We start from the raw sequence: 22402 nt of genomic DNA on the forward strand, positions 1-22402 counted from the left end.
CGGGCGCTCCTGGGGAAGTGCGGTAGGCATCGTGCCCTCCGGATCGGCCATCGGCAGTTCGCAAAGCACGCACGGTAGTTGTTACCGGGGTGGGGTCCGGACCACCTTGCCCCTTTCGCCACCCCCCGCCACCTCCGTACGAGGGCACCGACCGGACGTCCGCTCGAAGGGGTGCGAACCGCCGTTCCCATAAGGGGTGCGGAAACATTCCTTACGGTGACCGGTGCCGGACGGGGCTCAGGGCGGGTGCCGGAAGGCCGGCGACTGTCCGCGCACGCCGCACCGCCGGGAGGACCGGACAGAAGTCGGGGCCGGGCCCGGAAGCACATTCGCCCATGCAGAAGTGGCGTGCGGAAAGGGGTAACTGACGTAACGTCACACCCACCCGGTACCCGGACGTGTGACGCCTGCGCGCCCGTTCAGATGACACAGAGTCAGACGGTCGGGGAAGCGGTGCCGGGGCCGGGGCCTACGGGCCGGGGTCGAAGTTCACCCGGACGTGGCGGTTGCCGGTGCGGATGAGCAGGCCGTCGCGGAGGGTGGACGGGTCGGCGCCGCTGGTCAGCCAGAGGTTCACGGCGGCGCCCAGCAGCAGCGGGTCGAGCCGGGGACGCGGGGTGCCCCACGGGCGTTCGGCCACCGCCTCCAGCAGGAGTCCGTTCCGCAGCCGCACCAGGCACCGGTCCTCGGCCAGCGCGGCGGCGAGCACGCCGAGACCGGGGAGCCGCTCGGCCTGCTGCGCGGCCCAGTCGAGGGGGTCGAGTTCGGCGTCGGCGGTGGCGCGGCCCAGCACCTCCGCACTCTGCCGCCAGCGCAGATTGGTCTCCTCCGCCGCGACGGCGTAGAAGCCGCGGGCGGCCTCGTGGTGCCGGGCGACGACCGGATGGCGCCGCAGGTCCACCGCGCCGTCCGGATGGGCCGTCCCCGTCACGTCGAACGTGGTCGGCGCAGGGTGCGGGGCCGGCTCCGGCGCGGGCACCGGCTCGGGCGCGGGCGTATGGCTCGGCCCCGCGATGCCCCGGTGGGCGAAGAAGCCGTACATCTGGCGTTGCAGCAGCTCGCCGGAGCGGTGCGGGGCGCCCAACTGCCGCTCGACGACGGGCTCCAGCAGCGCGGGGTCGTAGCTCTCCGCGGCTTCGCGCAGCTGGGCGAGGAGGTCGCCCGCGGGGTCGAGGCGGACGGCGCTGCGGCCGAACTCGGCCGTCGGGGAGTCCGGGTCCAGCTCGTCCAGACCGGTGGCGGCGAGGAGGACGGCGCGTTCCGCGGCCGCGGAGTACAGGGAGGTGCTGCCGTGGTCCCCGACCACGAGATCGCTGGCGACGATCGTCGCGCGCCAGCCCTCCTGCGGCGGGATGACGAGGAGCCCGGCGGCCATCGCCGGGCCGAGGTGGTCGAGGACGCCCGCGGGGCTGTGCCGGGCCCAGACGTTGGGGTGCAGGACGGCGGCGACGGCGAACTCGTCCGCCGGGAGCGCGGTGACCAGCCGGAGCGGGAGGTCGGGGTGGCGGCCCAGCAGGGAGTGCTCGCTCCAGGTGGAGTGCAGAGCGACCAGCCGGCGGCCGCCGCTGACGCCGAGCCGGGCGCGGTAGTGGTCCCGCAGCGGGAGGCTGCGGCGGATGCGGTCCATGCAGCGGTCGCCGATGACGGCGGCGCGCGGCACCGCCTCGGGGCAGGTGCGGGCCAGGCGGGTCAGCTGCTCCTCGTGGGAGACGCCGATCGCGGCGGGGACGAGCTTGCCGCGGGCCATGAGTTCGTACCGGGACAGGCCGACGGGGGCGGCGTCGTCGCCGGTCGACTCGGTCACCAGGCGGTTGTACCCGGCGCCGTGCGGCATCACCATCAGCGGGGCGTGCAGGTGGCGCATGGAGCGGTGCAGGGAGCAGGCGACTGCCAGGTCGAAGGGGCGGCGCAGCGCCTCCTGCCAGGTCAGCAGGCGGTCGCCGAGGCCGAGGGCGCCGAGGTAGGTGTCGAGTCCGGCGTCGAAGGCGGAGCCGGGGTTGACGGTGTAGTAGGTCTCGATGCCGTCCTCGCGCAGCAGCAGCGGGAGGACGTCCAGCAGCCGGGTCGCGGAGGTCAGGGTGCGGGCGACGCCGAGGACGTGGGCGCGGGCCGGGGGCAGCGTGTTCCAGCGGGGCAGCAGCCGCCGTGCGTGCTGCCGGGACCGGTGCGCGGGCACGGGCAGCAGTCGTCTGGGCAGCAGGGGCAACGGATACTCCGGGGCTACGGCGGGCGGACGGGCGCGGGGCTCGCGCCGGGCGGGACGGGGGCGGCGGGTCAGCCGGTGGGCGGGCGGTCGTCCGCCCGGTGGTGCAGCCGTGCCAGCTGATCGCGGCAGGCGGCCCCGAGCCGGGTGTCACCGGTCCGCCCGGCGAGGTGGGCGAGGCGTTCCAGCGCGTCGTGGAGCTTGGCGGTGCGCCGTACCTCCAGGGCCTTCTCGGCGGCGAGCACCGCGTCGTCCACCGCCCGGTCGAGCTGCCCGAGACCTTCCCGCGCCCGGGAGCGGACGAGCGCGAGGCCGGGCAGCATCGGGGCGTCATCGGTGCCCACGGCGGTCTCCCAGGCCGGCGCGAGGACGTCGAGGGCCCGCTGCCACTGCTCGCCCGCGAGGTGCGCCTGGGCGAGGTTGTAGCGCTGGACGACGGTGCCGTGCGGGTCACCGGCGTTGGCCGTCAGGGCCTCACCGAAGAGGCCGAGGGCCGCCTCCCACCGGCCGCGGGCGAGCGCCACCAGCCCCTGGCTCTCCAGGATCACACCGCGCACCCGGGTGTCGGGGTCGGCGTCGGCCAGCGGCAGGGCACGGGCCAGCTCCCGCTCCGCCTCCTCGTACTCCCCCAACTCGTGGTGGGCGCGCGCCAGTTGGTTGCGCATCCGGACCTCGACGCCGGGCCGCTGCTCCCACTGGGCGGCCTCGATGCCGAGGTGGTGCGCCTCGATGGAGTCGGCGTGGTGTTTGCGGTCGTGGTAGAGCGGCCAGAGTGATTCGCACAGCCGCCAGACGGCGTCGTACCAGCGCTCCCGCTCGGCCATCCGCATCACGGCCAGCAGATTGCCGCGCTCGGCGTCCAGCCAGTCCAGCGCCTGCGCCTTGCCGGTGAACAGCGGTTCACCGGCGGCCAGTTCCTCCGGGGTCCGGCCGGGGGTCTCCTGGATACGGAAGCGGCCGGGCGAGACGGCGCGGTCGGCGTGGGCGGCGGCGGCCACGTAGAAGTCGGTCACCGCCCGGCGGACGGTGCGGACCTCCTCGGCGGGCAGCTCCCCGGCCAGTGCGCGGGCGTGACTGCGGGCGAGGTCGTGCATGCGGAAGCGGCGCGGTCCGGCGGCGTCGTCCGGGTCGGCGGGGACGACGAGGTGGGAGGTGAGGAGGTCGCCCAGCGCGTCGTCGACGCCCGGGGCGCCGGTGGCGATGACGACGGCGCGGACGAAGGTCGTGCCCGGCAGGGTGCCGAGCAGCCGGTGGACCCGCCGGGTGTCGTCGGACAGTTCACTCAGTACGGAGTCGAACACCTGGCCCACCGTCCTCGTCAGATCTCCGGCCGTGGCTTCGCGGTCGTCACCGTCCGGGCCGGCGGCCGGCCGCTGTCCGGCGCCGGTGGCACCGAGGCGGCGTACGGCGTCGCCGACCTGGAGGTGGGGGCGGCCCGCCAGCCACTCCCCCGCGGCGCGCAGGGCGAGCGGGAGCCCGCCGCACCGGCGCACCAGTTCGGCGGCGGCGCTCTCGGACGCGGCGATCCGCCAGCCCTGGATCAGCTGGATACCGGCCGCCTCGTCCAGCGGGTCCACGACGACGTGCGCGGCGCCGTCCATCTGCAGGCCCGGCATCCGGGCGCGGCTGGTGACCACGGCCAGCCCGGAGGCGGGCACGAGGGGGCGGACCTCGGCGGCGTGCTGCGCGTTGTCGATCACCACCAGCACCCGGCCCCCGGCGGTGGCACTGCGGAACAGCGCCGTACGGGGGCCGAGCCCGGCGGGGATCAGGTCGGGCGGGACGCCGAGCGCGTGCAGGAAGCCGCCGAGGACGTCCGCGACGTGGACGCCGCCGTCCCGCCGCAGATCCGCGAGGTCGACGTAGAGCTGCGGGCCGGGGCAGCGTTCGCCGAGGTCGCGGGCGACCCACTGGGAGACGAGCTGGGTCTTGCCGACGCCGCCCAGCCCCGTCACCACGATCACCGGCGCGGGCTCCGCCGGCCGTCCCGCGTCGTTCTCCCGGACGGCCGCGGCGCGGCGCAGCTCCGCCAGCTCGCTGCGGCGGTTGACGAAGCCCTGGTGGGGCGGCGGCACCTGGCGGGGCACCCAGGACGGCGCGGCGGGCGCCACTTGGAGCCGTTCGATCCGGCCCGCCTGGATGACCGGCCCGGTGACCACCGCGCCGGTCGCCACCGTGTTGTGTACGTCCGCGGGCTCCCGCGTCCGGCGGTCGTTCACCGGCGTTCCCTCCTGCCGCTCCCACACCCCTGTGGCCCCAGCGTATTCCCTCCGGGGAGGCGGGCGCGGGTTTCCCGGCAAGCCCGCGGCGGGCGGGGCGGGCGACGGAGCGCGGCGTCAACTCCCGCTCCGGTGGAGCGAGTCGGGGTACGGGCGGACACCGGGATGTGCCGCGGGCCGGCGGCCGGTCACCGGTGGGCGAGGACGGTGCGGGGCGGGGCGGCGGATTCCTCGGGGGCACCGTCGCCGGGGGCGTCCGGGGCGGCGGGGCGCGTCCGGTGATCGGGGCCGTCCCGCAAGGCGCCGCTCCCCCGGGTCCGGCCCCGGCTCAGCTCAGGAGGCCGACGACCGTCTGGGCCAGCGTGGCCAGCGACGCCCCTCCGGCGCCGGCGGTGGCGACCAGTTCCAGGCGCTCGCGCAGGAGTTGGCGCCGGGTCGGGGCGAGCGTGCCGGAGCTGCGGATCTCCTCCTGGGCGCTCGCGACCTCGGCGCCGAGCACCACGGCGCCGAGGTCCGAGCCCGCGGCGTCCGGCTGGAGGGCGGCGCGCAGCGCGGTCAGCGCCGGCAGCAGCCGTTCGAGGTCGAGCGGTTGCGGCGCCCGGTAGTCGATCCGGGCGTCCGCGCCGGTGCTGAGCACCCCGCCGGAGACGGAACCCCCGACGTGGATGTCACCGGCCCGCCGGCCCTGCGCACCCGCGGCGCCGGGGCCGTCAGCGGGGCTGTGGTGGTGCGGTTCGCCGTTCGCCGCTGTGTGTGCCATGGCGGTTTCCGTCTCCCGAGGTGTAGTGGATCTCCGTACGTTCTCCGGTGGCGGCGACGCCACCGCTCATCCGGCCGACGTAGATCGCGCCCCGGCCGATGTTGACGGTCTGCTGCTCGAACTCCTGGGTGTCGTACCCCTTCGCCCGCAGCGCCTCCAGCACACCGTTCTTGACCCGGTCCTGCACGGTCTTCACATAGCGGCTGATGTCCATCTCCTGGAAGAACGTCACCTGCTCCGCGGCGGCCAGTTCCCGTACGGCGAGCTGGGGGCCGCCGGGCCGGGAGCTGGGCGAGCGGCGCAGCCAGGTCCGGGACACGGCGACGGCCGTCCGCAGCAGCGAGACGACGGCCGCGGTGGAGGCGGCCGGGCCGGCGAACAGCGCCCGCAGGGTGTTGCGCAGCATCAGCCGGTCGTGCTCGGACGCCGCGTCGGCGGCCACCGCGAAATCGTCGCGGACCGGCGGCAGGACGTGCGGGGACACCTCCAGCACCAGCATCCCGCCCTGGGTGTGCACCCGGACCAGGACGGTCACCACCAACTGCCCGTCCCAGGCGGTGATCCGCACCCGCAGGAAGTGCCGGCTGCGCTCCCCGTCGCCGTCCACGGCCTCCCGCAGGCTCTCCCGCAGCCGGTCCGTCGCGTAGGGCAGTTCCCGGCGCGGTCCGTCCACCGGGCGGCAGACGCATTCGTCGACCTTCAGCTGCCGGAGCCGGTCGCGGGCGGTGCCCTGGCCGGACAGGCGCAGCGACGCGACCTGGGGGCGGATCAGGTCGAGGACGTCGCGGTTGGTCAGCCGGCCACCGCCCGCCGCGCCGTCCGCCACCGGCCGCAGCTCCAGCGCGAACGACCAGGCGTCGTAGGGCAGTCCGAAGCCGATCAGCGGCCGGACCGGCGGGTACGGGGCGAGGGGGGAGAACTGCTCGCGGGCGATCGCCTCGCCGATGCGGCGGTAGCGGGCGGTCCCCGGCAGCCGCAGCGGCGGCCCGGCCGCGAAGCCCTCGCGGCTCAGCTCCCGCCGCATCAGCAGCACCTGCCGCGTCCGGTGCGCCCAGACGGGCGCGGCCAGCAGCAGCGGGAAGAGCACCCAGTGCCAGACCGGCATACGGTCCAGCCGCGCCCAGTCCAGGAGGAACTGGACGATGGCGCCGAGCGCGCCCATGAGCAGCAGTGCCCCGAACGCGATGACCTGGAAAGGGAGTTCCTTGCTCTCCGCCCGTACGGGGTCGAAGACGTTCGGTGTGCGGCGGTTCCACAGCAGGCGCGCGCCCCACAGCAGCACCCACGCCGCCGCGAACGGCACCGCCTCCCGGCCGCCGACCACCGCGAAGGCCGTCCACACCAGCAGTACGGCCACCCCGGTGACGGCCTCCCAGCGGCGGGCCCGCAGCGCGTGCGCCAGGACCGGCAGCACATCGCAGCCGAGCGAGGGCGCCACCGGCCGCTCCTCGTGCTCCACCAACTCCTCGATGACCCGGCGCCGGAACCGGTAGTCCGCGTACACCCCGGCGCACAGCAGCCGGGTCGCCTCCTGATTGCCGGGTTCCGCCGTGGCGCGTCCGCTCATGTCCGCCCCTTCCGCCGTGCTGTCAGAAGCCCTGGGAGGGCTGGTATTCGGTGGTGACGGCTGTGCCGTCGACCGGCCGGATCGTGCAGATCACCTGCCGGAACCCTTTGCCCCAGGAGTCCTCCGCGACGATGCGGCCGACCAGTTCGGCGTCGGCGCCGGCCGGCCAGGAGCCGCCGAACTTGTTCTCGCACAGCTTCCCGGACTGATCCAGGGCCGTGTCGGAGCTCATGTCCGGCGGCGGTGTCACGAAGCCCACCACCTGGTCGGTGTGCGACTCGGCGCACGAGGAGACCAGCAACGCCTTGTACGACTCCGCCGTGTCCTCGTAGGTCCAGCAGTCCCCGATCGCCATCTGCTGGAGGTTGAGGTCGATGCCGCTGTCACGGAAGCGGCCCACCTCACCGCCGAAGGAGGTGTGCCGCGAGACGACCAGGCACGCCGCGCGCCGGCCCGCCTTGGCGAAGCCCTCGGCCGTGGGCACCAGGGCGTAGGTCCCGGCGTCCGGCATCCGCCCGGCGGTCTCCCCGGCCTGCCGCGCGCACCGCTCGGCCGCCCGGGTACGCGCCGCCTCGACGTCCGGGAAGTCCATGACCGCGACGGTCTGCGCGTCGGTGCCGGCCCCGCAGTCGGTCATGCCGAGATTCGGGGTACCCCGCAGCGGCTGCCGCGGCCAGACCGCCCGTACGCAATCGCCCACGTCGAGGCGGTCGGTGAGCCCCACCAGCTGTCCGTAGGGGAAGCGCGTCCCCGCGGTTCCCCCCTTCCCCTTCCCGTCCTCGGGCGGGCCCCCGCCGGGGAGCAGCAGCAAAGTGGCGCCGACGGCCAGCGCGACCGCGAGGGCCAGTGCCGCGGCCACCTTCAGAGGCGGCCGCCGCCAGAACTCCCCGCGGCTCGGCGCCCCGGCCGGCCGGCCGGCCGCGTCCGGTGGTCCGGCGCCGCCGTCGCCCCGCGCGTCCGGCTCCTGTCGCCGCCCGTCCTCCCGGGCCGCTCGCTCCAAGGCCGCGCGCACCGCGTCGGCCGACGGCCGCTCGCCCGGCGGCCCGGACAGCATGTCCAGGATGATCTCCGTCAGTTCCCCGGCGTGCTCCGGGGCCGGGGGTTGCACCGGCCGTTCACCGGCGGTGAACGGCGCGCGGCCCTCGACCGCCGCGTACAGCGTCGCGCCCAGGGCGTAGAGGTCGGCCGCCGGTGTCGCGGGGGCGCCCGGGTCCTGGGCCTGCTCCGGGGCGAGGTACTCCGCCGCCGTGGGGACACCGGATTCGCCGAGCCCGTAGTCGCTCAGCAGCACCCGGGACGGCGCGGCGGCGTCACCTTCCCCGGTTCCCTCCCGTTCCGCCCGCTCTTCCCGTTCCTCCGGCACCAGCAGGACGGCGGACGGGGACACCCTGCCGTGTGTCACGCCCAGGAAGTGGCCGGCGGTGAGCGTGCCGAGCACGGCGAGTCCGATGGCCGCCGCCTCGCTCACGGGGACCGGTGTGCCCGCCGCGACGCGGGAGGCGAGGGCGGTCGCCTCGGGGTGGTACCCGGAGACGATCCAGGGGTTGCCCGCGTGCTCCACCACGTCGTACACGCCGACCGTCCGGGCGCGCGGACCCAGTTGCCGCACCCGCTCGACGCGCTCACGCACCCGGCGGAGCCGGGCCGCCGCGTCCTCACCGGGCACCAGCGGCAGCTCCGTGAGGACGACGTCCGCCCCCAGGTCCTCGTCCTGGGCGAGCCAGCGTGCGCCGCCCGATGTCTCCTGCCCCGTCCGCCGGACCAGCCGGTACCGGCCGCCGACCATCTCCCGCTCGCTCAGCTGGAACACCCCCGCACGCCGCAGTTGCCGTCCGGGCGTCAACTCACCACAGAAACACGGGAGTTGTCCGCCCGCCGTCGGTACCGGAACCCTACTGCGCCCGCCGGGACGGCGTTGCCCCTCCCGTCGGCCGGTGCGCCGCGGCCGGTCACCCCGGGCCCCGGCGCCCGCCCCCCTCCTGCCCCGGGGGAGGGGCCGCCGAACTTCCCTCCCTCGTACGGGAGTCCGGCAGCGGAGAGGAAGGCCACCGGCGACCGGGGGCGGCATCCGCGGTACGCGCCGACGGGAAGGCGGGGCCGCCGGGTGTGCACTCGAAGGGGGGAATCCCGCACGCTCCGGCGCGCCCGTGCGCGGCCCCGCGGCCGCTCCGCGCCGGAGCGTGCGGCGTCACCGCTCGCCCGCGACGTCCAGATCACCGCGGCGGGCCCCGGCCCCGGCGTCCCGGGAGCGGCGCCAGGGGTGGTCCAGCGGCCGGGACACCGCCCGCCACCACGGCTCCTCGGGCAGCTTCCCCCCGGGCTCGAACGGCTCGCCGGGGCGCGGGAACGCGACCGTCTGCCCGGCCTCCTCCGCCGCGTCCTCGGGGTCGTCGCCATCTACTCCAGCGTGTTTCCCTGCGTCTGCGAGCATTCTGATACAGAGCTAAAAAAACTCCCCCGCAGCTTCTTGCATGCCCCCTCTCTGGCTAAGCTACCAGCTTTGAGGTCGGCGGCCATTCGTTCATGAGGTTCAGGCCGGGAACTGTCTGCCGCAGCAAGCTCAGCTTTCCTGCGCTGCTCCAGAAACACCGCAACGTCGCCATCTCAAGCTCCGACCAACTTCATTACGGTGCTTCTACTGGGCAAGCGCTCACCGTTCAAGGCGGCGTAGTAGGTGGACCGACTGATGCCAGCAGTGCGGCAGGTGCGCGCTTCGTCTCCGGCTTCTCCATCTGCGTCACGTAACGCGGTCAGCGCCTCAGCGTAGATCTGCTGCGGGGTTCTCGAGTTGCGAATCTTGCGGGGCCGCCCTACTGCTATCTCCTCGTAGCCCTGTAGTAGTCCGAAGAAATCTTGAGGTAGCCCAAAAGGGTAGCCCAGCCTCGCTACCAGCACTGACGCTGATGCCCATCAAGTCCTGGAAATCTAGCGGAGGTTCAACGTGGGACTGTCATTCGGCGTCAGGCTGCTGCTCGTCCTGGCGGCGGCGCTGGCAGCGGTCATCGTCCGCCTAGTGGCCGGCTTGCTCGCTCAGTGGGAAGGGGCCCGCGCCCCAGGGTGCATTCAGAGCAGGTCGGCCGCGGCCGGCGTCGCACTGACGCTCTTCCTCCTGGTGCTCAGCAGCCTCGGGGCGCTTACCTGAAGCTCGGCTGCGGAGTGGGCCGGCGGGGGCGGTCACCAGTCCTCGGGGCCGCCGCCCCGCCATTCAGAGAGGTCGGGGTCGTCCAGGTCGACGTTGTCCGGGTCGAGGCCGGCTCTCCGGATGAACTCAGCAGATCGCGGGTGTTCATAACCAGGCCGAGGATGTCCCGTCCACGGTGACGCGGCGGCCTCCAGCGGGGCTGGGGGATGAACGACGATTCGTGCCATGTGACCACCCTCGCAGCCGGGCCAGTGCTCCCCCAGGGAAAGACAAAGACTCCCCCGCCGATGCGGGGGAGTCTTTGAATGAACTAATTAATTAGCCTTGGCGTACGCCTCGCGGATGTCAGCGGGGACACGACCGCGGTCATTCACGTTGTAGCCGTTCTCCTTGGCCCATGCCCGAATCGCTGCGGTGTCCTGGTTGGCCGACGCCGCAGCCTTCGTCCGAGCCTTGCCTCCACGGACACGGCGGCCGGCCTTGAGGAACGGGCCCACAGCCTCCAACAGCCCGTCGTAGCTGTCAGGGCCAAGGTCAATCTCGTACACCACACCGTCGATGGCGATGGTGTGGGGAGTCGCTTCAGCGGACACTTCACCCGTGAGGTCATCTGTGACAATCGTGACGATCTTCTGTGCCATGCTCGAATCATACGACGTACGACCTACTGCTTGCTGAACTCGACAAATTCAGCCCAGGTGCCGGGTGGGAAGTGGAGAACAGCTCGCATTCGGTCCTTCGTGTCCCGAACCATCACCCTATCCGGGTCATTGTCGGCCACCTCAACACAGCTGTCCTGCTTAGTGTACGTACTGGTGTGCCAGTTCGGCTTCTCTTCCACTCCATTACCTCCTTAATCCGTTGCCATTTGCTCGAAATGGCGAATCGCGCGAGATATAAGATCTCGCGCTGCTGTTCCGTAAACGGCAGACTGTCTCAGCAGGGCGAACGCCTTGGCGTAAAGATCGACCTCCCGCGGCTGCGTCACGGAGAACTCCGCAGAGTAAGTCTCAACAAGAACAAGCTTGTCATCGAACATGGAGAATGAGTTCCCAGGCCAGATGGCAAGTGGTGCGTCTCGGGGGATGAACCCCAGGCTGACCCTCGGGAGGTGCATCGCGAAGCGCAGCCGATCGAGCTGCCCCTTCATCACGTCTGGACCACCGAAGTTCGAGTAGAGAGCTTGCTCGGCGAGGAGCACGTTGAAAACCCGGTCACCTTCGTAGAGGTACCTGCTCCGTTCGAGTCTTTTTGCTGTGGCAGCCTCCGCGTCGTCGGGTATCTGGTAATAGCTGACGACCTGCTTGAATGTCTCCGCCGCATATTCCGGCGTTTGGAGCGTCCCCCACACGAGCGTCGGATGCCAGATGCGGAATACTTTGGTTTTGGCGTAGACCGGGAGAGCGGCCTGCTGCCTTTTCTCTGCACCGGTAGCGAGTTGTCGGCGCCACTCAAGCCACAGCTCGTCGATGTGCCGCACGGTGGCGATCAGGTCATCAATGTGACCTTCCTGCCGTGTCACCGTGCACCAGGTCCGGATGTCCTCTTCGCTGGCGTTCTGCTTTCCGTTTTCGAGACGCGAGACTTTTGACTCTTGCCAGCCCAGTTCACGGGCGAGCGCCCGGCCACTCGTGAATCCCGCGTCCTTCCGGAATCCACGCAGCCGGGCGCCCAGCGCCTCGCGTGCTTCTTGCGCTTGCGTGCTCACCGAGAGGTCAGGGCTTGTACTCGGTGTGAGGGATGGCCATGGTCCACAGCAGATCCCTGAGCTTGATGCACTCTGCCACTGTGTCGGGGTCCTTGATGATCTGTGATCCCAGAACTCGCCCTTCGGAGTCGAAGTGTCCGACTGCAAGCAGCCGGTCGTCGTAGAGCCACCAGTCATTGCCGTTATTGGGGAATTCGATTCCCTCGGGCAGCAGGTGCCTGGGCAGCCAGCGGATGTCCTCGCCGGCCTCGATGTTGAACTTGGTCAGCGAGTGTTCCCACCCGACGTATCGGGAGTGCGGCTCGGTGACCACCCGGATTCGACGCACGGTCTTGCCCTCCCCGGCGACCCGCCTCATGAGGGTCATCCAGGGGTCAAGCCATGTGAAGTCGTCGGGCTCTCCGCGCTGCCAGCGCGCGTACGGGGTGTCCTCCACGGGTGAGCCGTAGTCGTCCCTCAGCTCCAAGTGGAACGCGTCGTGCTCGAAGCTGTTGAACAGCTCGTCACGCTGGGCGCTGGTGATCAGGTCCACTGTTCTCCTCCAGTAGGGCCATGATCGAGGACTTGGGGACCTCGATGCAATCCTCGTAGTCAGGCAAACGCATCTGGCTCAGAGCCTCGGGGTCGCGCATCGCCGGGCCCTGCACGACGCACGTTCCCTGCTCGGTGACAAGCATGATCGGGTCTTCGAACTTCTTGATCTCACCGTGCGCGAGACCGTCCTTCGTCAGGTGCTCAAACAGTTCGGTCGGCACCTCGACCGCCGCCTGACCCTCCGGCACATCGAGCTGCATGAGCAGGTCTTGGGCAAAGATCTTCCAGCCCTGGACGACATAGCTGTCCTGGTCACTGGCGTACAGGGTGGGGCTGTCTCCGGGGGTGGAGTTCTTACCCAGGAACCGTAGCTTCATGGTCACTCTCCCGTCCTCTGCCTTGCGCGAGATTGCGCATGTCGATGGTCGGCGTTCTGTGTGTACCCGTCAATCGACTTGCTGCAATCTCGCGCAAACTTCTTGGGGGCCAACCGCGGGCCGCTCTAGGTTCATTGCCGCACCACCTGACGCCGCCGGGCTGTCCGGTGCCGGCCCTGAACTCCCGTCAGGGCTGGGCGTTCCACCACCTCGGAGGGATGGCCCCCATGACGATTACCGTGACTCACCCCCATGCGACCGGTGCTCCTGGTTACAGCGAGACGTGGCCGTGCGAGAAGGAGACGGCTGGTCGTGCTCGCGCGCTGGTCAAAGCCGTACTGCACACGTGGAACCTCGATCAGGACCTGAGATGGCGAGCAACGGTCGTCGCATCCGAGTTGGTCACCAACACGGTCAACCACAGCGGGTCCAGGGTCCTCCGCGTAAGCGTGACCCGGTACTCGCCCTGCGGAGTGCGAATCATGGTCACGGACAAGTCGAAGAAACAGCCGGTGTCTTGCGAATCGGCTCCGGAGGACACGTCGGGTCGTGGCCTTCGCATCGTGGGCGAACTGGCGTCCGGGTGGGGCACGGACACCCGGCGCTGGGGCAAGGTCGTCTGGGCTGAACTGGAAGTAGACGTACTGGCCTCACACCAGACGGCACCTGTCCGGGAACGGGGCGTCTGATGGGGGCGCACGCAGCAACGCGGCGGCGGGATCCGCACGCGGCTCGTGCTCGGCAGCCGGACGACTACGAGTGCCCTGACCTCGTCGCAGCGGCCTGGGTACGGCCTCCGGACGCGGAGCTGGTCCGCCTGGTCGAGGCCCTGCGTCAGTGGGGAGCGGCCGATGACGCGGTGTCTCCCGTCGCGCTGGACGCGATCCGCACCAGCGCCGAGTGCGCGCTGTCCCTCCACCGCCGAGGCGACCCCGACGGAGAGTTCACCGCGCTGCTGGACGCCGTGAGCAGGTACCTCTCCCGTCTCGTCGACTACGCGGAAGACCACCTCGACACCGGACGCGTCGTCGTTTGCCAGACCTTGCGGCGCGCCCGGTCGGCTCAGCAGAACCCCGACCAGCGGAGCCCTGAGATCGCGGTTGCGGCCCGCGACCTGGTGTGTCTCCTCGGGCCCGGCAGACAACTGGCCCTCCCCGCTCGGCCGGAGTCCTGAAACCGAAGAAGCCCCGGGCCGCCTGGATCTGGACAGGACGGCCCGGAACGGCCCGAGGGGGCCCCTCCTCTCCCTCGACGGCCGACGGCCGGGGAGGGCCAACCGGCTCCCTACAGCCGGGCCCGGCCGCACCGCGGTCTTCCGGCCGCCGCCTCCATGGGCGGGGCGGCGGCCGGAAGACCCGTCAATCACCGACGAATTCACGAATGGAACTGAGGTCCCGGTGACGAAGAAGAACCGCGGACTCTCCGATTCGCTGCATAACGGCCGGGCGGAGGTGCGTGTCACCAACGCGGACCGGAACGGCAACCGCGCTGAACGCCGACAGGCCGAGCGCAATGCGGCGAAGGCCGAGAAGCACGAGAAGAAGAACAAGTCCTGAAGGGATGATCACCATGGACTGGACGCAGATATCTCCTCTGGCGCCCCGGTACCGCTCGAACTACATGAGCAACAACCAGCGGCTCTGCCGTCTCCACCGCTCAGCGCGCGTCGGCGATCTGCGGTCCCTCGCCGGCCGGGCCCAGGACGCCTGGACCGAATTCCTCGTCTCACGCGCCTTGCGCCGGGGGCTCCAGCCCCTGCGGGCCGCGCTCCAGACCGGGCGGCGCGTCAAGAACCCCGCCGAATACCTGACGCGCCCCCACGACTGCGCCTGCCTCCCCGCCACCGCCGACCAGGAGAAGACCTCATGAAAGCCGCCACCCGTCCCCTCCTGCCGGTCGCGCTGTTCGCCGTCGCGGGTGTGGGCCTCGCACATCTCGCACAGAACATCCGGCACGACCATGCCCGGATCGCTCTGGCCCTGGAGAAGTTCCGCCTCGACATCGCCGTGGACTTCATCATGGATCCCGCCCTCGACCGCGAGGGCCAGGAGGTGTACAGCGAGATGCGCGTCCACCTCCTCTCGGTCACGTACCGCACCCGGCAGATCTCGCGGGCCGCCCTCTACACCGTGGCCCATGAAGAGATGATCCTGGACAAGCACCTCGCTCGGCACTGGCCCGCCATCCATCCCCGCCTGGAAGCGACGGCCGCCGACCGAGCCACCCGCACGGTGCTCGACGCCTTCCACGCCGCCTACGAGGCACACCAAGCCCGCCAGCACACCGCGGCCCCCGTGGCCGATACCGACGATCCGCACCACGAGACGGCGGCGTGACTACCGGACCGGACTCCCGTCCGGCATACCCGGCCTACCCCAGAGGCACCTTCGTCACCGACCCCATCACCGGCCACACCGGATCCCTCATCTACCAGCACGGCGGCTGGCTCGTCCTCAGCCGAGGAATCGGCCCGCCATGGTCCGCACCCAGCCCCTTCTGCCGCGAGCCCTCCGCCGATGAAGCGAGCGAGCTGGCCACGGCGCTCGCCACCTACGCCGAGTTGGGCTGGCTCCCCTCCAACTTCCCTCCACCACTCCCCGACCGGAGGTACCCATGCCCGCATTCGTAGTCGGCGACATCGTCGTGGACGAACGGCGCACCCGTGTCGCCCGCGTCACCGCCGTGCACGGGGCCTGCCTCGTCCTCAGCCGCCCCTCCGGCGAGTGGGACGCCCTGGCCTCCTCCTGCCGCCTGGCCACCCGCACCGAGGCGAGCGGCCTGACCGCCTGGAGCCCCGCACCGCCTCCGACGACGCACACGGCCTGACCCGAAGCACTTCTCCTCACCCGCACCGCCACCGTCTTCCTTCTTGATTGGACTCCGATGACGCCTGATCCCGCCCACTCCGCCTGGCCCGAGACCGCGGGCGCCGCCTCGGCCCTGGAGGGGGCCCTGCGCGCGGCCGGCCTCACCGTCCGGGCATCGGTGCAGGGCACCGACGCGATCGTCCTCGGCAGGCTCGGCTGCTCCGATGCCGCCCTCCTGACGAAACTGATCTCCAGCGCGCTCAGCCACGCCCGCACACTCGCGGAGGAGCTGCGGCAGGCCCTCCTTGCTCACGACATCGACGTGACCGTCCGTGCGCGGAAGGAGAAGACCTACATCCGGGAACTCTCCATGCCGCAGGTCGACGCCCTCACGCTCATCCTCGGAGCGGCCCCGTACCCGGCCCCCCTGGACGAGGACGACTACGTCGAGGACGAGATCGCGGAACGCCTCTGCGCCCGGCTCGCGGACATCAGCGAGCCCGTCCTCGGGGAGCCGATCGCCGGTGACATCTACCCCTACTGCCCCCGCCACGGCGACGCCCCGGGCCTGATGCCCCACGGCCTCACCGCCGAAGCGACCCGCCACCTGATCGCGGCCCTCGACAACGCCACGAAAAGCGACTGATCACCGCCCGTACCTGGATCAGTGAAGGATTCCCATGACCTCCCCGCACACCATCGCTCTGGTGTCGGATACCACCCTTCCCTTGGAACCGGGCGAGAGCGCTGTCCTCGTCGGCACTCTCTACCGCGAAGACGGCACCCCCCTCTACGCCGGGCAGACGACCACACTGCGCCTCGCTGCCGTACCGCGCTCCCCGCTGCCCGCGCTCACGGCATTCGAGTCCACGTTCCTGCGCCACCTCGCCCACGAAACCCTCGACTCCCTTAAGCGGGCTTACGGGCTGTCCGCAGGGCAGGTGAGTGCCTACGCCACGGCCCTTCGGCGCCGCTACGAAGCCCCGACGAGGGCCGCGCTGATCTATGCCGCGCAGCGAGCCGGCCACCTGCCCACCTGTGACCACGCCCGGCTGCTCCTCACCGAAAAAGAAGTGCGGCTCCTCCGGTGGCTCGCACAGGGCGGCACGCTCAGGACCTATGCCACCGCGCGACGCTGCGCCTACAAAAATGACGTGCTCCCCGCGTACCACAACCTCCTGACAGGCATCCACGCGACGAGCGCCGAGCACGCCGTCCACCTGGCAACGTCCTGGGGCTACCTGACCGACAGCGCCCGCCACGCCCAAGTGCCCGAATTCGCGACATGAGCCCCGACCCGACGTCCGCGCCGCGCACGTTCCAGACTTCCGCTGGTCTTCGTCAGCGGGAAGGAATCCGCTCCCACGGCACCTGTCCGTCCAAGACCAGCCGTGGGAGCGGGCCACCAACACACCCCTGAAGAAAGGAGATGCAAGTGACTGTCACACAGGACCACGTGAGCCAGACCGTGTCCAGCGCGAGGAACCTCCTCACCACCGAGGAGTTCACCGCCGTCGCCGGGACCGTCCAACGCAACAACCCCGGCATGACGCTCGACGTCGCCGAAGCCATCACCGAAGAGGCGCTGAAGTTTGAGGCGGCCTGCGCCCACAATCCGCAGGCGCGGCTGAAGCCGTCGCGCGTGGTCGATGAGGGCTGGCACGCCCTGATCCTCCACACCAAGGTGAAAGCCCGGCTGGCCGAACGGCTCGGCCTCTTCGTTCACCACGTCCCGGAGCCGCCCGACCCCACCCGCCACGCCCCTGACGCACTCCTTCGCACGCAGACCGCGATCGAGCAGGCAGGGTTCCCCGTAGATCCGCTGATGTGGACCGGGCCGAAGGACAGCACCATCCCGGTCGCCGCGGAGTGCGAACACTCCCCGCCCGGACCGTTCGGATCGTGCTCCGGCGACTGCTCGAACACAGGTGAGAACTAGCACTGACTAACTGAGCACGCCCCCGCACCCAGCGGGGGCGTGCCCGTACGGTAGGAACCATGTCTGAGTGGATTAACCCGAAGTACCAAGAAGCGGTGGACACTTACCGACGCTCGGAACAGGCAACACCCCCACGACACCGACAAGGCCGGAGCCAGCGACCCTACGGACTACCCTTCATCGTCATGGTCGACCCGAAGACCAAAACCCCCACGGTGGTACCGACAGGCATCCCCGGCTAAGACGGCACCCCCGCCCCCACCCTCGGGCACCGCCGCAGGTCAGCGAGTACCTTCCCCGCGAACGCGGGGGTGGCCCCCGGTCCAGCGCGTGCTCACGGCCGAGATCCAAATCCTCCCCGCGGCGCGGGGAACAACCCCCTAACGTCAGGGGGTGCTACCAGGCTGCTTCCTCCCCGCGCCGCGAGATTCAGGAGAATGGCCGAGGCTCAACAGGGCAAGCGGACAAGACGGACTAACCAAAATGGCCCCGCGACTATCAGCGTCTGCTCCACGCTCGACACCATGTCCAGCCCGTTAAAACGTCACCTGCCGCGGGGCGCCACACTCCGCGGCTGTGGTCCATGTGGATCGTCGCGCCCTTAGTCCTCGTCCTCGTGGGAGTGCTCGCCTACTGGCCCTTCCTGGGCGCACACACTGCTCGTCGCGAAGGGCAGGACGGGGATCTTCGGTACCTCGAACTCACCGACACCCAACTCATCACCGGTCGCATTAGCGACCTCCACTCGCAGCAGGTCCGGTTCGAGGTCCTGGTAGCCGAACTCGACATCACTCTCGGAGAAAATGGTGACAACGTCCTCCGATTAGCTATCCACTATTCGAGTTCTGACTATGACCCTCGATGAGCCCCGTGAGGCGGGTAAGGGGCTGAACTGCTGCGGCACCGCCACGCGCTCATTGCGGCGTGGGCCGTCGATCGTCTCCACTAACCGGTCGCGCTCCTCTCGGGTTATTTCCCCCAGCATCCGAACCATCTCGCTGAGGTCGTCCACGGGCGTCACCGTTCGCCTGCCATGTCAACGTCGTCTCGGGCCACCGTGACCTCAGCCCGGGGCCGGCGCCAAGGGTGAGCAATGGGTGCGGCCACTGCTCTCCACCACGGCTCCTCGGGCAGCTTCCCCCCGGGCTCGAACGGCTCGCCGGGGCGCGGGAACGCGACCGTCTGCCCGGCCTCCTCCGCCGCGTCCTTCGTCCACTCCGCCGGCTCCGCCCACGGGTGCGGGGCGAGGTTGAAGGTGCCCCAGTGGATCGGCAGCAGCACACCGTACGAGGCATCGCCCCGCTGGAGATCGCGGTGGGCCCGGACGCCCTCCTCGGGTGTCATGTGGATGTCCGGCCAGAACTCGCTGTACGCGCCGATCTGGATCATGGTCAGGTCGAACGGCCCGTGGCGCTCACCGATCTCGGCGAAGCCGGGGAAGTAACCGGTGTCGCCGCTGTGGTGGATACGGTACTCGGGCCCGGCGACGACCCAGGAGGCCCACAGGGTGTGCTGGGGCCCGCGCAGCCCCCGGCCGCAGAAGTGCTGGGCGGGGGTGGCGGTGAGGGTCAGCGCGCCGACGCGGGTGGATCCGTGCCAGTCCAGCTCCGTGACGCGGGACGGCGGTACACCCCAGAACTCCAGGTCGGCGCCGATGCCCAGGGGCACCACGAAGGCGGCTCCGGTGGCGCTCAGGTGCCGGATCGTCGCCATGTCGAGGTGGTCGTAGTGGTCGTGGGAGATCACCACCACATCGACGGGCTCCAGCGCGGGCAGCGCGACGGGCGCCGGGTGCAGCCGCTTGGGCCCGGCCCAGGTGAAGGGGGAGCAGCGCTCGCCCCACACCGGGTCGAAGAGCACCCGGTGGCCGTCGATCTCGGCGAGCACACTGGAGTGGCCCATCCAGGTGATGCGCAGCCCGCTCGGCGGCGGCCCGGCGGTCTCCCCCGGGGCGGGGCGGTGCACCGGTATCGGGCGGGCGGGCGCGCGGTGCAGCCGTCCTTCGCGGCTGAACTGCGTACGGGCCATCCGCAGTGCGGAGCCGGGCAGCAGCTGCCGGGTCGGCGCCGGGTTGCGGAACTGGCCGTCCACGAACTGCGGCGACCGGCGCATCCTGGCCAGTCGCTCACCGGTGGGCGCGGCGCCGAAGCCGTCGGGGCGCAGCGCGCGCCACGGCGTGCGGCGGGGGCGGGAACCGGTCACGCATCCTCCAATGTCGGGGTGGTCGCCACAGTGAACGGACCGGACGGGCCACAGGTTCCGGCACCCGGCCCGCCCCGGCCCCGCGACACCCGGGCACTCCCCACAGCCTCACCCCGCACCCGCCACGGCGCGACCTGCGGCGGTGGTACGGGGCGGGCGGCGCCGCACCGCCGCCCGGTGCCGGGGGCCGCCGGGCGCGCTGCCGGGGCGCACACCGCCGGTCCTCGGCGGGCGCCGTATGCGTTCCTCCGGGGCACGAGCCACCGGGTTCCGGCCCCCGTACTCCCGAGGCGCCCCGGGCGACGCCACGCCCGCGGCCTCGCGCCGTCCGCCCCGCCCGGTGGCCCCGGCACCCGGCGGACCGCACCTGCGGAGAACCGCCGGAGAACGCAGGTCACCCGCCACCGGCCGGTACACAGCCGTGCCGCACGCGCTCGGCGGGGCCGGCCCGGCGCTCTTCAGACCCGGGCCGCTTCCCGCCCCGCCCCGGTGAACTCCAGAATCACCCGGTCCTGGACCGGTTCGTAGCCCAGCCGCCGGTAGAGGGCGTTCGCGGTGGGGTTGCCGAGGTCGGTGAAGAGCAGCACCTCGCGGGCGCCCGCGTCGCGGGCCGCCCGGGACAGGGCCGCGGTCACCGCTCCGGCGTAACCGCGTCCGCGCCGCTCGGGCGGGGTGTAGACGGGGGCGACGCGGGTGACGCCGTCCTCCGCGCCGGTACGGGCGGCCATCGCCACGGGCCGTCCGCCGTCCTCCCAGAGCAGCACCCGGCCGTGCGCGATCCGGTCGTCGACCGTACGGGCGTCCCGGGGCGGGGCGACACCGGCGTCGGCGGCGAAGGCCGTGAACCACTCCAGGACGAGGGGGCGGTCGGCGGCGGTGGCCGGGCGGGCCGCGCCCGGCGGGCCGGGGTCCGGCGGGGTGAGCGTGCCGAGGCGGTACAGGCGGTTGCGTTCGCCGGTGCGGGCGGCGCCGCCGTGGTGACGCAGCCAGGTGGCGGCGAAGGCGTCGGCGGCCGCGGGGTCACCGGCGACGCCCGGGACGCGCCACCCCCACGCGGTGAGCGCACCGGCCAGGGCGCTCGCGGTCCGCTCGGTCATGGCCGAGAGCAGCACCGGACGCGGCGGCGTCCAGAGGAAGGCGGCGGCGGTCTTCGCTCCCTCGCGCCACCAGCCGTACCGGGGCGGGTCGTCGCCGTACGCGTCGGCGCCCGTGGTGCGGAGGGTCGCGGCGACGGAGAGGAGCATCGTGTGGGGCACCGGCCGGGCTCTGAGGAAGGCACCGGCGGCTGCTTCGAAGGCGGCGGGATCAGCGGTATCGGTCCAGGTCATGCCCCATCCTCCGGCCCCGGCCACCGGCCCCGCACCACATTTTTCCCGCGCCGGCGGGCCCCGGGCCGTCCCGCCCGTCGTGTACGGGGCCGGGGCGCGCGCACCGTCGCGTACGCCCCCAGCGCGTGGCCCCCGCGAACGGCGAGCGGACCGGCCCGGCACCGGACCGGCCCCGGGACCCGCCCGGCGTCAGACCGCCTCGACCGACTCCGGCGGGGCGGGCAGCGCGGAGCGGCGGGGCAGCAGGACGGTGCGGGCGGCGACGCGGGGGCCGAAGAGGCGGGGCAGCGGAGCGGTCAGACAGAAGACGTCGCGGAAGACGGCGCCGACGACCGGGTCGAGGGCCGCGCGGGCCGCCAGCCGGTCGAGGTACCAGGCCGTCAGCCGCTCCCCCGCCGACCGCTTCCCGTCGGCGGCGGGAAGATAGGGCAGATCGGCGCCGACCGCGGCGGTCCACGCCGGGTCGGTGACGGCGGCGACCTCCCGCCGTGCCTCGGCGGCGGCGTCCGGCAGCGGCCCACCGGTGCCTACCAGGGTGTCGCGCAGGGCCCGCGCGCCCAGGGCGGCGACCGACATGCCCTGGCCGTAGACGGGGTTGAAGGTGCAGTGCGCGTCCCCGAGGGCGAGGAAGCCCCGCGGCGAGGCGCCGGAACGCTCGTAGCGGCGACGGCGGTTACGGGTGTCCTGGAAGCCGTGCACGGGGGTGAGCGGTTCGGCGCCGGCGACCAGGGAGTGGAGGTAGGGGTCGCCGACGGTGGCGCTGTAGGCGAGGAAGCCGTCCGGGTCGGTGGGCGGATGGTCGCCGCGCATCCCGGCGAGGGTCAGCATCCAGATGCCGTCCTCGACGGGGAGATAGCAGCCGCCGCGCGGCGAGCCCGGCCAGTTGGGCACGTTGACGCCGGTGTCCGGGGCGCCCCCGGGGCCGGGCCGGTACTGCCGGGTGGCGTAGCCCAGGCCGGTGTCGACGCTCTCCTCCCGCGGGGCGGCCAGACCCAGTCCGGCGTACCAGCGGGGCGCGTGGGAGCCGCGTCCGGAGGCGTCCACGACAAGCCCGGCGGTCAGGGTGTACGGCGCGCCGCCCCCGCGCGGGCGGACCCGGACACCGGTGACCCGGTCCGCGTCGCCGGTGAGCCCGACGGCTTCGGTGGCCTCCCGCACCTCCACCCGGGTGACGGAGTTCGCGAACGCGGCCCTGGCCCGTTCGGCGACGACGGCGTCGAGCACCGGGCGGGTCACGCTGAGGGTGTGGTGGCGGCCCTCGTCGAACCGGCGCGGCCAGCCGGTGGGGGTGCGGGTGAGCAGGTCACGCGGCAGGTCGAGGCGGTGGGCGCCCGCCTCGGCGAGCGCCGCCGAGGTACCGGGCAGCAGATCCTCCAGGGCGCGTTGGCCGCCGGTGATGAGGATGTGGAGGTGCCGCGCCTGGGGCACGCCCTTACGGAAGGCGCGGCCTTCGGGGTAGCGGTCGCGTTCGACGACCGTGACGGTGTCGGCGTGGCCCAACAGGGCGGTGGCGGCGAGCATTCCGGCCAGCCCGCCGCCGATCACGATCGCGTCCCGTGCGCCGCCGGTGTGCCGCTGCGTCATGCCCGCTCCCCTCGGCCGGCCACCGGCCGGCC

At 72.1% G+C, this 22402-nt stretch carries 24 protein-coding genes and 1 pseudogene; 10 read left to right on the top strand and 15 right to left on the bottom strand.

Annotated features, from left to right (window positions below):
- Positions 1 to 469 precede the first annotated feature (469 nt).
- The 11 genes and pseudogenes from ACZ4M8_RS23140 to ACZ4M8_RS23190 all read right to left on the bottom strand — a co-directional run bounded on the left by ACZ4M8_RS23140 (position 470) and on the right by ACZ4M8_RS23190 (position 12510).
- On the bottom strand, positions 470 to 2206 hold the full coding sequence (locus ACZ4M8_RS23140) for a hypothetical protein (protein ID WP_467610214.1): 1737 nt from the start codon (positions 2204 to 2206) through the stop codon (positions 470 to 472).
- Between the two features lie 68 nt (positions 2207 to 2274).
- Entirely contained in the window at positions 2275 to 4422 is a 2148-nt protein-coding gene (locus ACZ4M8_RS23145; RefSeq protein WP_467610216.1) for a tetratricopeptide repeat protein, read from the bottom strand.
- 328 nt (positions 4423 to 4750) lie between these two features.
- On the bottom strand, positions 4751 to 5182 hold the full coding sequence (locus ACZ4M8_RS23150; protein WP_467610218.1) for a hypothetical protein: 432 nt from the start codon (positions 5180 to 5182) through the stop codon (positions 4751 to 4753).
- Positions 5133 to 6749: a hypothetical protein gene (locus ACZ4M8_RS23155; RefSeq protein ID WP_467610220.1), complete on the bottom strand. Its 1617-nt coding sequence runs from the start codon at positions 6747 to 6749 to the stop codon at positions 5133 to 5135. Before ACZ4M8_RS23155 ends, ACZ4M8_RS23150 begins: the two co-directional genes overlap by 50 nt.
- A 22-nt stretch (positions 6750 to 6771) precedes the next feature.
- Entirely contained in the window at positions 6772 to 8592 is a 1821-nt protein-coding gene (locus tag ACZ4M8_RS23160; RefSeq protein ID WP_467610222.1) for a septum formation family protein, read from the bottom strand.
- Between the two features lie 345 nt (positions 8593 to 8937).
- Positions 8938 to 9144 (bottom strand): annotated as a pseudogene (locus tag ACZ4M8_RS23165) (MBL fold metallo-hydrolase); the annotation flags it as partial.
- Positions 9145 to 10205: 1061 nt separating this feature from the next.
- Positions 10206 to 10532, bottom strand: a complete 327-nt coding sequence (locus ACZ4M8_RS23170) for a histone-like nucleoid-structuring protein Lsr2 (protein WP_467610224.1) — start codon at positions 10530 to 10532, stop codon at positions 10206 to 10208.
- Positions 10533 to 10555: 23 nt separating this feature from the next.
- Positions 10556 to 10732 (bottom strand): DUF397 domain-containing protein, encoded by a 177-nt coding sequence (locus ACZ4M8_RS23175; protein WP_467610225.1) that lies wholly within the window; start codon positions 10730 to 10732, stop codon positions 10556 to 10558.
- Between the two features lie 12 nt (positions 10733 to 10744).
- Positions 10745 to 11599, bottom strand: a complete 855-nt coding sequence (locus tag ACZ4M8_RS23180) for a helix-turn-helix domain-containing protein (RefSeq protein ID WP_467610227.1) — start codon at positions 11597 to 11599, stop codon at positions 10745 to 10747.
- A 7-nt stretch (positions 11600 to 11606) separates the two neighbouring features.
- On the bottom strand, positions 11607 to 12131 hold the full coding sequence (locus ACZ4M8_RS23185) for a DUF6879 family protein (RefSeq protein ID WP_467610229.1): 525 nt from the start codon (positions 12129 to 12131) through the stop codon (positions 11607 to 11609).
- Positions 12103 to 12510 carry a hypothetical protein gene (locus tag ACZ4M8_RS23190; protein ID WP_467610608.1) on the bottom strand — a complete coding sequence of 136 codons (408 nt, stop codon included), beginning with the start codon at positions 12508 to 12510 and terminating at the stop codon, positions 12103 to 12105. Before ACZ4M8_RS23190 ends, ACZ4M8_RS23185 begins: the two co-directional genes overlap by 29 nt.
- A 227-nt stretch (positions 12511 to 12737) precedes the next feature.
- Between ACZ4M8_RS23190 and ACZ4M8_RS23195 the strand changes: the two genes are divergently transcribed.
- From ACZ4M8_RS23195 to ACZ4M8_RS23240, 10 genes are all read left to right on the top strand, one after another.
- Complete coding sequence (locus tag ACZ4M8_RS23195) at positions 12738 to 13199, top strand: ATP-binding protein (protein WP_467610231.1); 462 nt, start codon at positions 12738 to 12740, stop codon at positions 13197 to 13199.
- Positions 13199 to 13684, top strand: coding sequence for a hypothetical protein (locus ACZ4M8_RS23200; RefSeq protein ID WP_467610233.1), 486 nt, complete (start codon positions 13199 to 13201; stop codon positions 13682 to 13684). Before ACZ4M8_RS23195 ends, ACZ4M8_RS23200 begins: the two co-directional genes overlap by 1 nt.
- A gap of 223 nt (positions 13685 to 13907) precedes the next feature.
- Positions 13908 to 14066 (top strand): hypothetical protein, encoded by a 159-nt coding sequence (locus ACZ4M8_RS23205; protein ID WP_467610235.1) that lies wholly within the window; start codon positions 13908 to 13910, stop codon positions 14064 to 14066.
- 13 nt (positions 14067 to 14079) lie between these two features.
- Positions 14080 to 14379: a hypothetical protein gene (locus ACZ4M8_RS23210; protein WP_467610237.1), complete on the top strand. Its 300-nt coding sequence runs from the start codon at positions 14080 to 14082 to the stop codon at positions 14377 to 14379.
- Positions 14376 to 14846, top strand: coding sequence for a hypothetical protein (locus tag ACZ4M8_RS23215; RefSeq protein WP_467610238.1), 471 nt, complete (start codon positions 14376 to 14378; stop codon positions 14844 to 14846). The genes ACZ4M8_RS23210 and ACZ4M8_RS23215 overlap by 4 nt, the downstream gene beginning before the upstream one ends.
- Positions 14843 to 15139, top strand: coding sequence for a hypothetical protein (locus ACZ4M8_RS23220; RefSeq protein WP_467610241.1), 297 nt, complete (start codon positions 14843 to 14845; stop codon positions 15137 to 15139). The genes ACZ4M8_RS23215 and ACZ4M8_RS23220 overlap by 4 nt, the downstream gene beginning before the upstream one ends.
- Complete coding sequence (locus tag ACZ4M8_RS23225; protein ID WP_467610243.1) at positions 15124 to 15336, top strand: hypothetical protein; 213 nt, start codon at positions 15124 to 15126, stop codon at positions 15334 to 15336. Before ACZ4M8_RS23220 ends, ACZ4M8_RS23225 begins: the two co-directional genes overlap by 16 nt.
- Positions 15337 to 15393: 57 nt before the next feature.
- Positions 15394 to 15963 carry a hypothetical protein gene (locus ACZ4M8_RS23230; RefSeq protein ID WP_467610246.1) on the top strand — a complete coding sequence of 190 codons (570 nt, stop codon included), beginning with the start codon at positions 15394 to 15396 and terminating at the stop codon, positions 15961 to 15963.
- A gap of 34 nt (positions 15964 to 15997) precedes the next feature.
- Positions 15998 to 16606: a hypothetical protein gene (locus ACZ4M8_RS23235; protein WP_467610247.1), complete on the top strand. Its 609-nt coding sequence runs from the start codon at positions 15998 to 16000 to the stop codon at positions 16604 to 16606.
- Positions 16607 to 16752: 146 nt separating this feature from the next.
- Positions 16753 to 17256, top strand: coding sequence for a glycine-rich domain-containing protein (locus tag ACZ4M8_RS23240; RefSeq protein ID WP_467610249.1), 504 nt, complete (start codon positions 16753 to 16755; stop codon positions 17254 to 17256).
- Positions 17257 to 17857: 601 nt separating this feature from the next.
- Here ACZ4M8_RS23240 and ACZ4M8_RS23245 read toward each other — a convergent pair.
- The 4 genes from ACZ4M8_RS23245 to ACZ4M8_RS23260 all read right to left on the bottom strand — a co-directional run bounded on the left by ACZ4M8_RS23245 (position 17858) and on the right by ACZ4M8_RS23260 (position 22370).
- The gene (locus ACZ4M8_RS23245; RefSeq protein ID WP_467610250.1) at positions 17858 to 18001 is read right to left on the bottom strand and encodes a hypothetical protein; all 144 of its coding nucleotides are present in this window, start codon (positions 17999 to 18001) and stop codon (positions 17858 to 17860) included.
- A gap of 272 nt (positions 18002 to 18273) precedes the next feature.
- On the bottom strand, positions 18274 to 19458 hold the full coding sequence (locus ACZ4M8_RS23250; protein ID WP_467610252.1) for an MBL fold metallo-hydrolase: 1185 nt from the start codon (positions 19456 to 19458) through the stop codon (positions 18274 to 18276).
- A 458-nt stretch (positions 19459 to 19916) separates the two neighbouring features.
- Positions 19917 to 20786: a GNAT family N-acetyltransferase gene (locus ACZ4M8_RS23255; RefSeq protein WP_467610253.1), complete on the bottom strand. Its 870-nt coding sequence runs from the start codon at positions 20784 to 20786 to the stop codon at positions 19917 to 19919.
- Positions 20787 to 20975: 189 nt separating this feature from the next.
- Positions 20976 to 22370, bottom strand: a complete 1395-nt coding sequence (locus ACZ4M8_RS23260; RefSeq protein WP_467610255.1) for an NAD(P)/FAD-dependent oxidoreductase — start codon at positions 22368 to 22370, stop codon at positions 20976 to 20978.
- Positions 22371 to 22402 lie beyond the last annotated feature (32 nt).

The organism is Streptomyces sp. NPDC027185 (assembly GCF_055567035.1).

What these genes read in the sequence shown, in the direction of transcription:
- ACZ4M8_RS23150 (WP_467610218.1), bottom strand. Translation starts at nt 5,182, where the DNA reads ATGGCACACACAGCGGCGAACGGCGAACCGCACCACCACAGCCCCGCT.
- ACZ4M8_RS23155 (WP_467610220.1), bottom strand. Translation starts at nt 6,749, where the DNA reads ATGAGCGGACGCGCCACGGCGGAACCCGGCAATCAGGAGGCGACCCGG.
- ACZ4M8_RS23170 (WP_467610224.1), bottom strand. Translation starts at nt 10,532, where the DNA reads ATGGCACAGAAGATCGTCACGATTGTCACAGATGACCTCACGGGTGAA.
- ACZ4M8_RS23190 (WP_467610608.1), bottom strand. Translation starts at nt 12,510, where the DNA reads ATGAAGCTACGGTTCCTGGGTAAGAACTCCACCCCCGGAGACAGCCCC.
- ACZ4M8_RS23195 (WP_467610231.1), top strand. Translation starts at nt 12,738, where the DNA reads ATGACGATTACCGTGACTCACCCCCATGCGACCGGTGCTCCTGGTTAC.
- ACZ4M8_RS23200 (WP_467610233.1), top strand. Translation starts at nt 13,199, where the DNA reads ATGGGGGCGCACGCAGCAACGCGGCGGCGGGATCCGCACGCGGCTCGT.
- ACZ4M8_RS23210 (WP_467610237.1), top strand. Translation starts at nt 14,080, where the DNA reads ATGGACTGGACGCAGATATCTCCTCTGGCGCCCCGGTACCGCTCGAAC.
- ACZ4M8_RS23215 (WP_467610238.1), top strand. Translation starts at nt 14,376, where the DNA reads ATGAAAGCCGCCACCCGTCCCCTCCTGCCGGTCGCGCTGTTCGCCGTC.
- ACZ4M8_RS23225 (WP_467610243.1), top strand. Translation starts at nt 15,124, where the DNA reads ATGCCCGCATTCGTAGTCGGCGACATCGTCGTGGACGAACGGCGCACC.
- ACZ4M8_RS23230 (WP_467610246.1), top strand. Translation starts at nt 15,394, where the DNA reads ATGACGCCTGATCCCGCCCACTCCGCCTGGCCCGAGACCGCGGGCGCC.
- ACZ4M8_RS23235 (WP_467610247.1), top strand. Translation starts at nt 15,998, where the DNA reads ATGACCTCCCCGCACACCATCGCTCTGGTGTCGGATACCACCCTTCCC.
- ACZ4M8_RS23255 (WP_467610253.1), bottom strand. Translation starts at nt 20,786, where the DNA reads ATGACCTGGACCGATACCGCTGATCCCGCCGCCTTCGAAGCAGCCGCC.
- ACZ4M8_RS23260 (WP_467610255.1), bottom strand. Translation starts at nt 22,370, where the DNA reads ATGACGCAGCGGCACACCGGCGGCGCACGGGACGCGATCGTGATCGGC.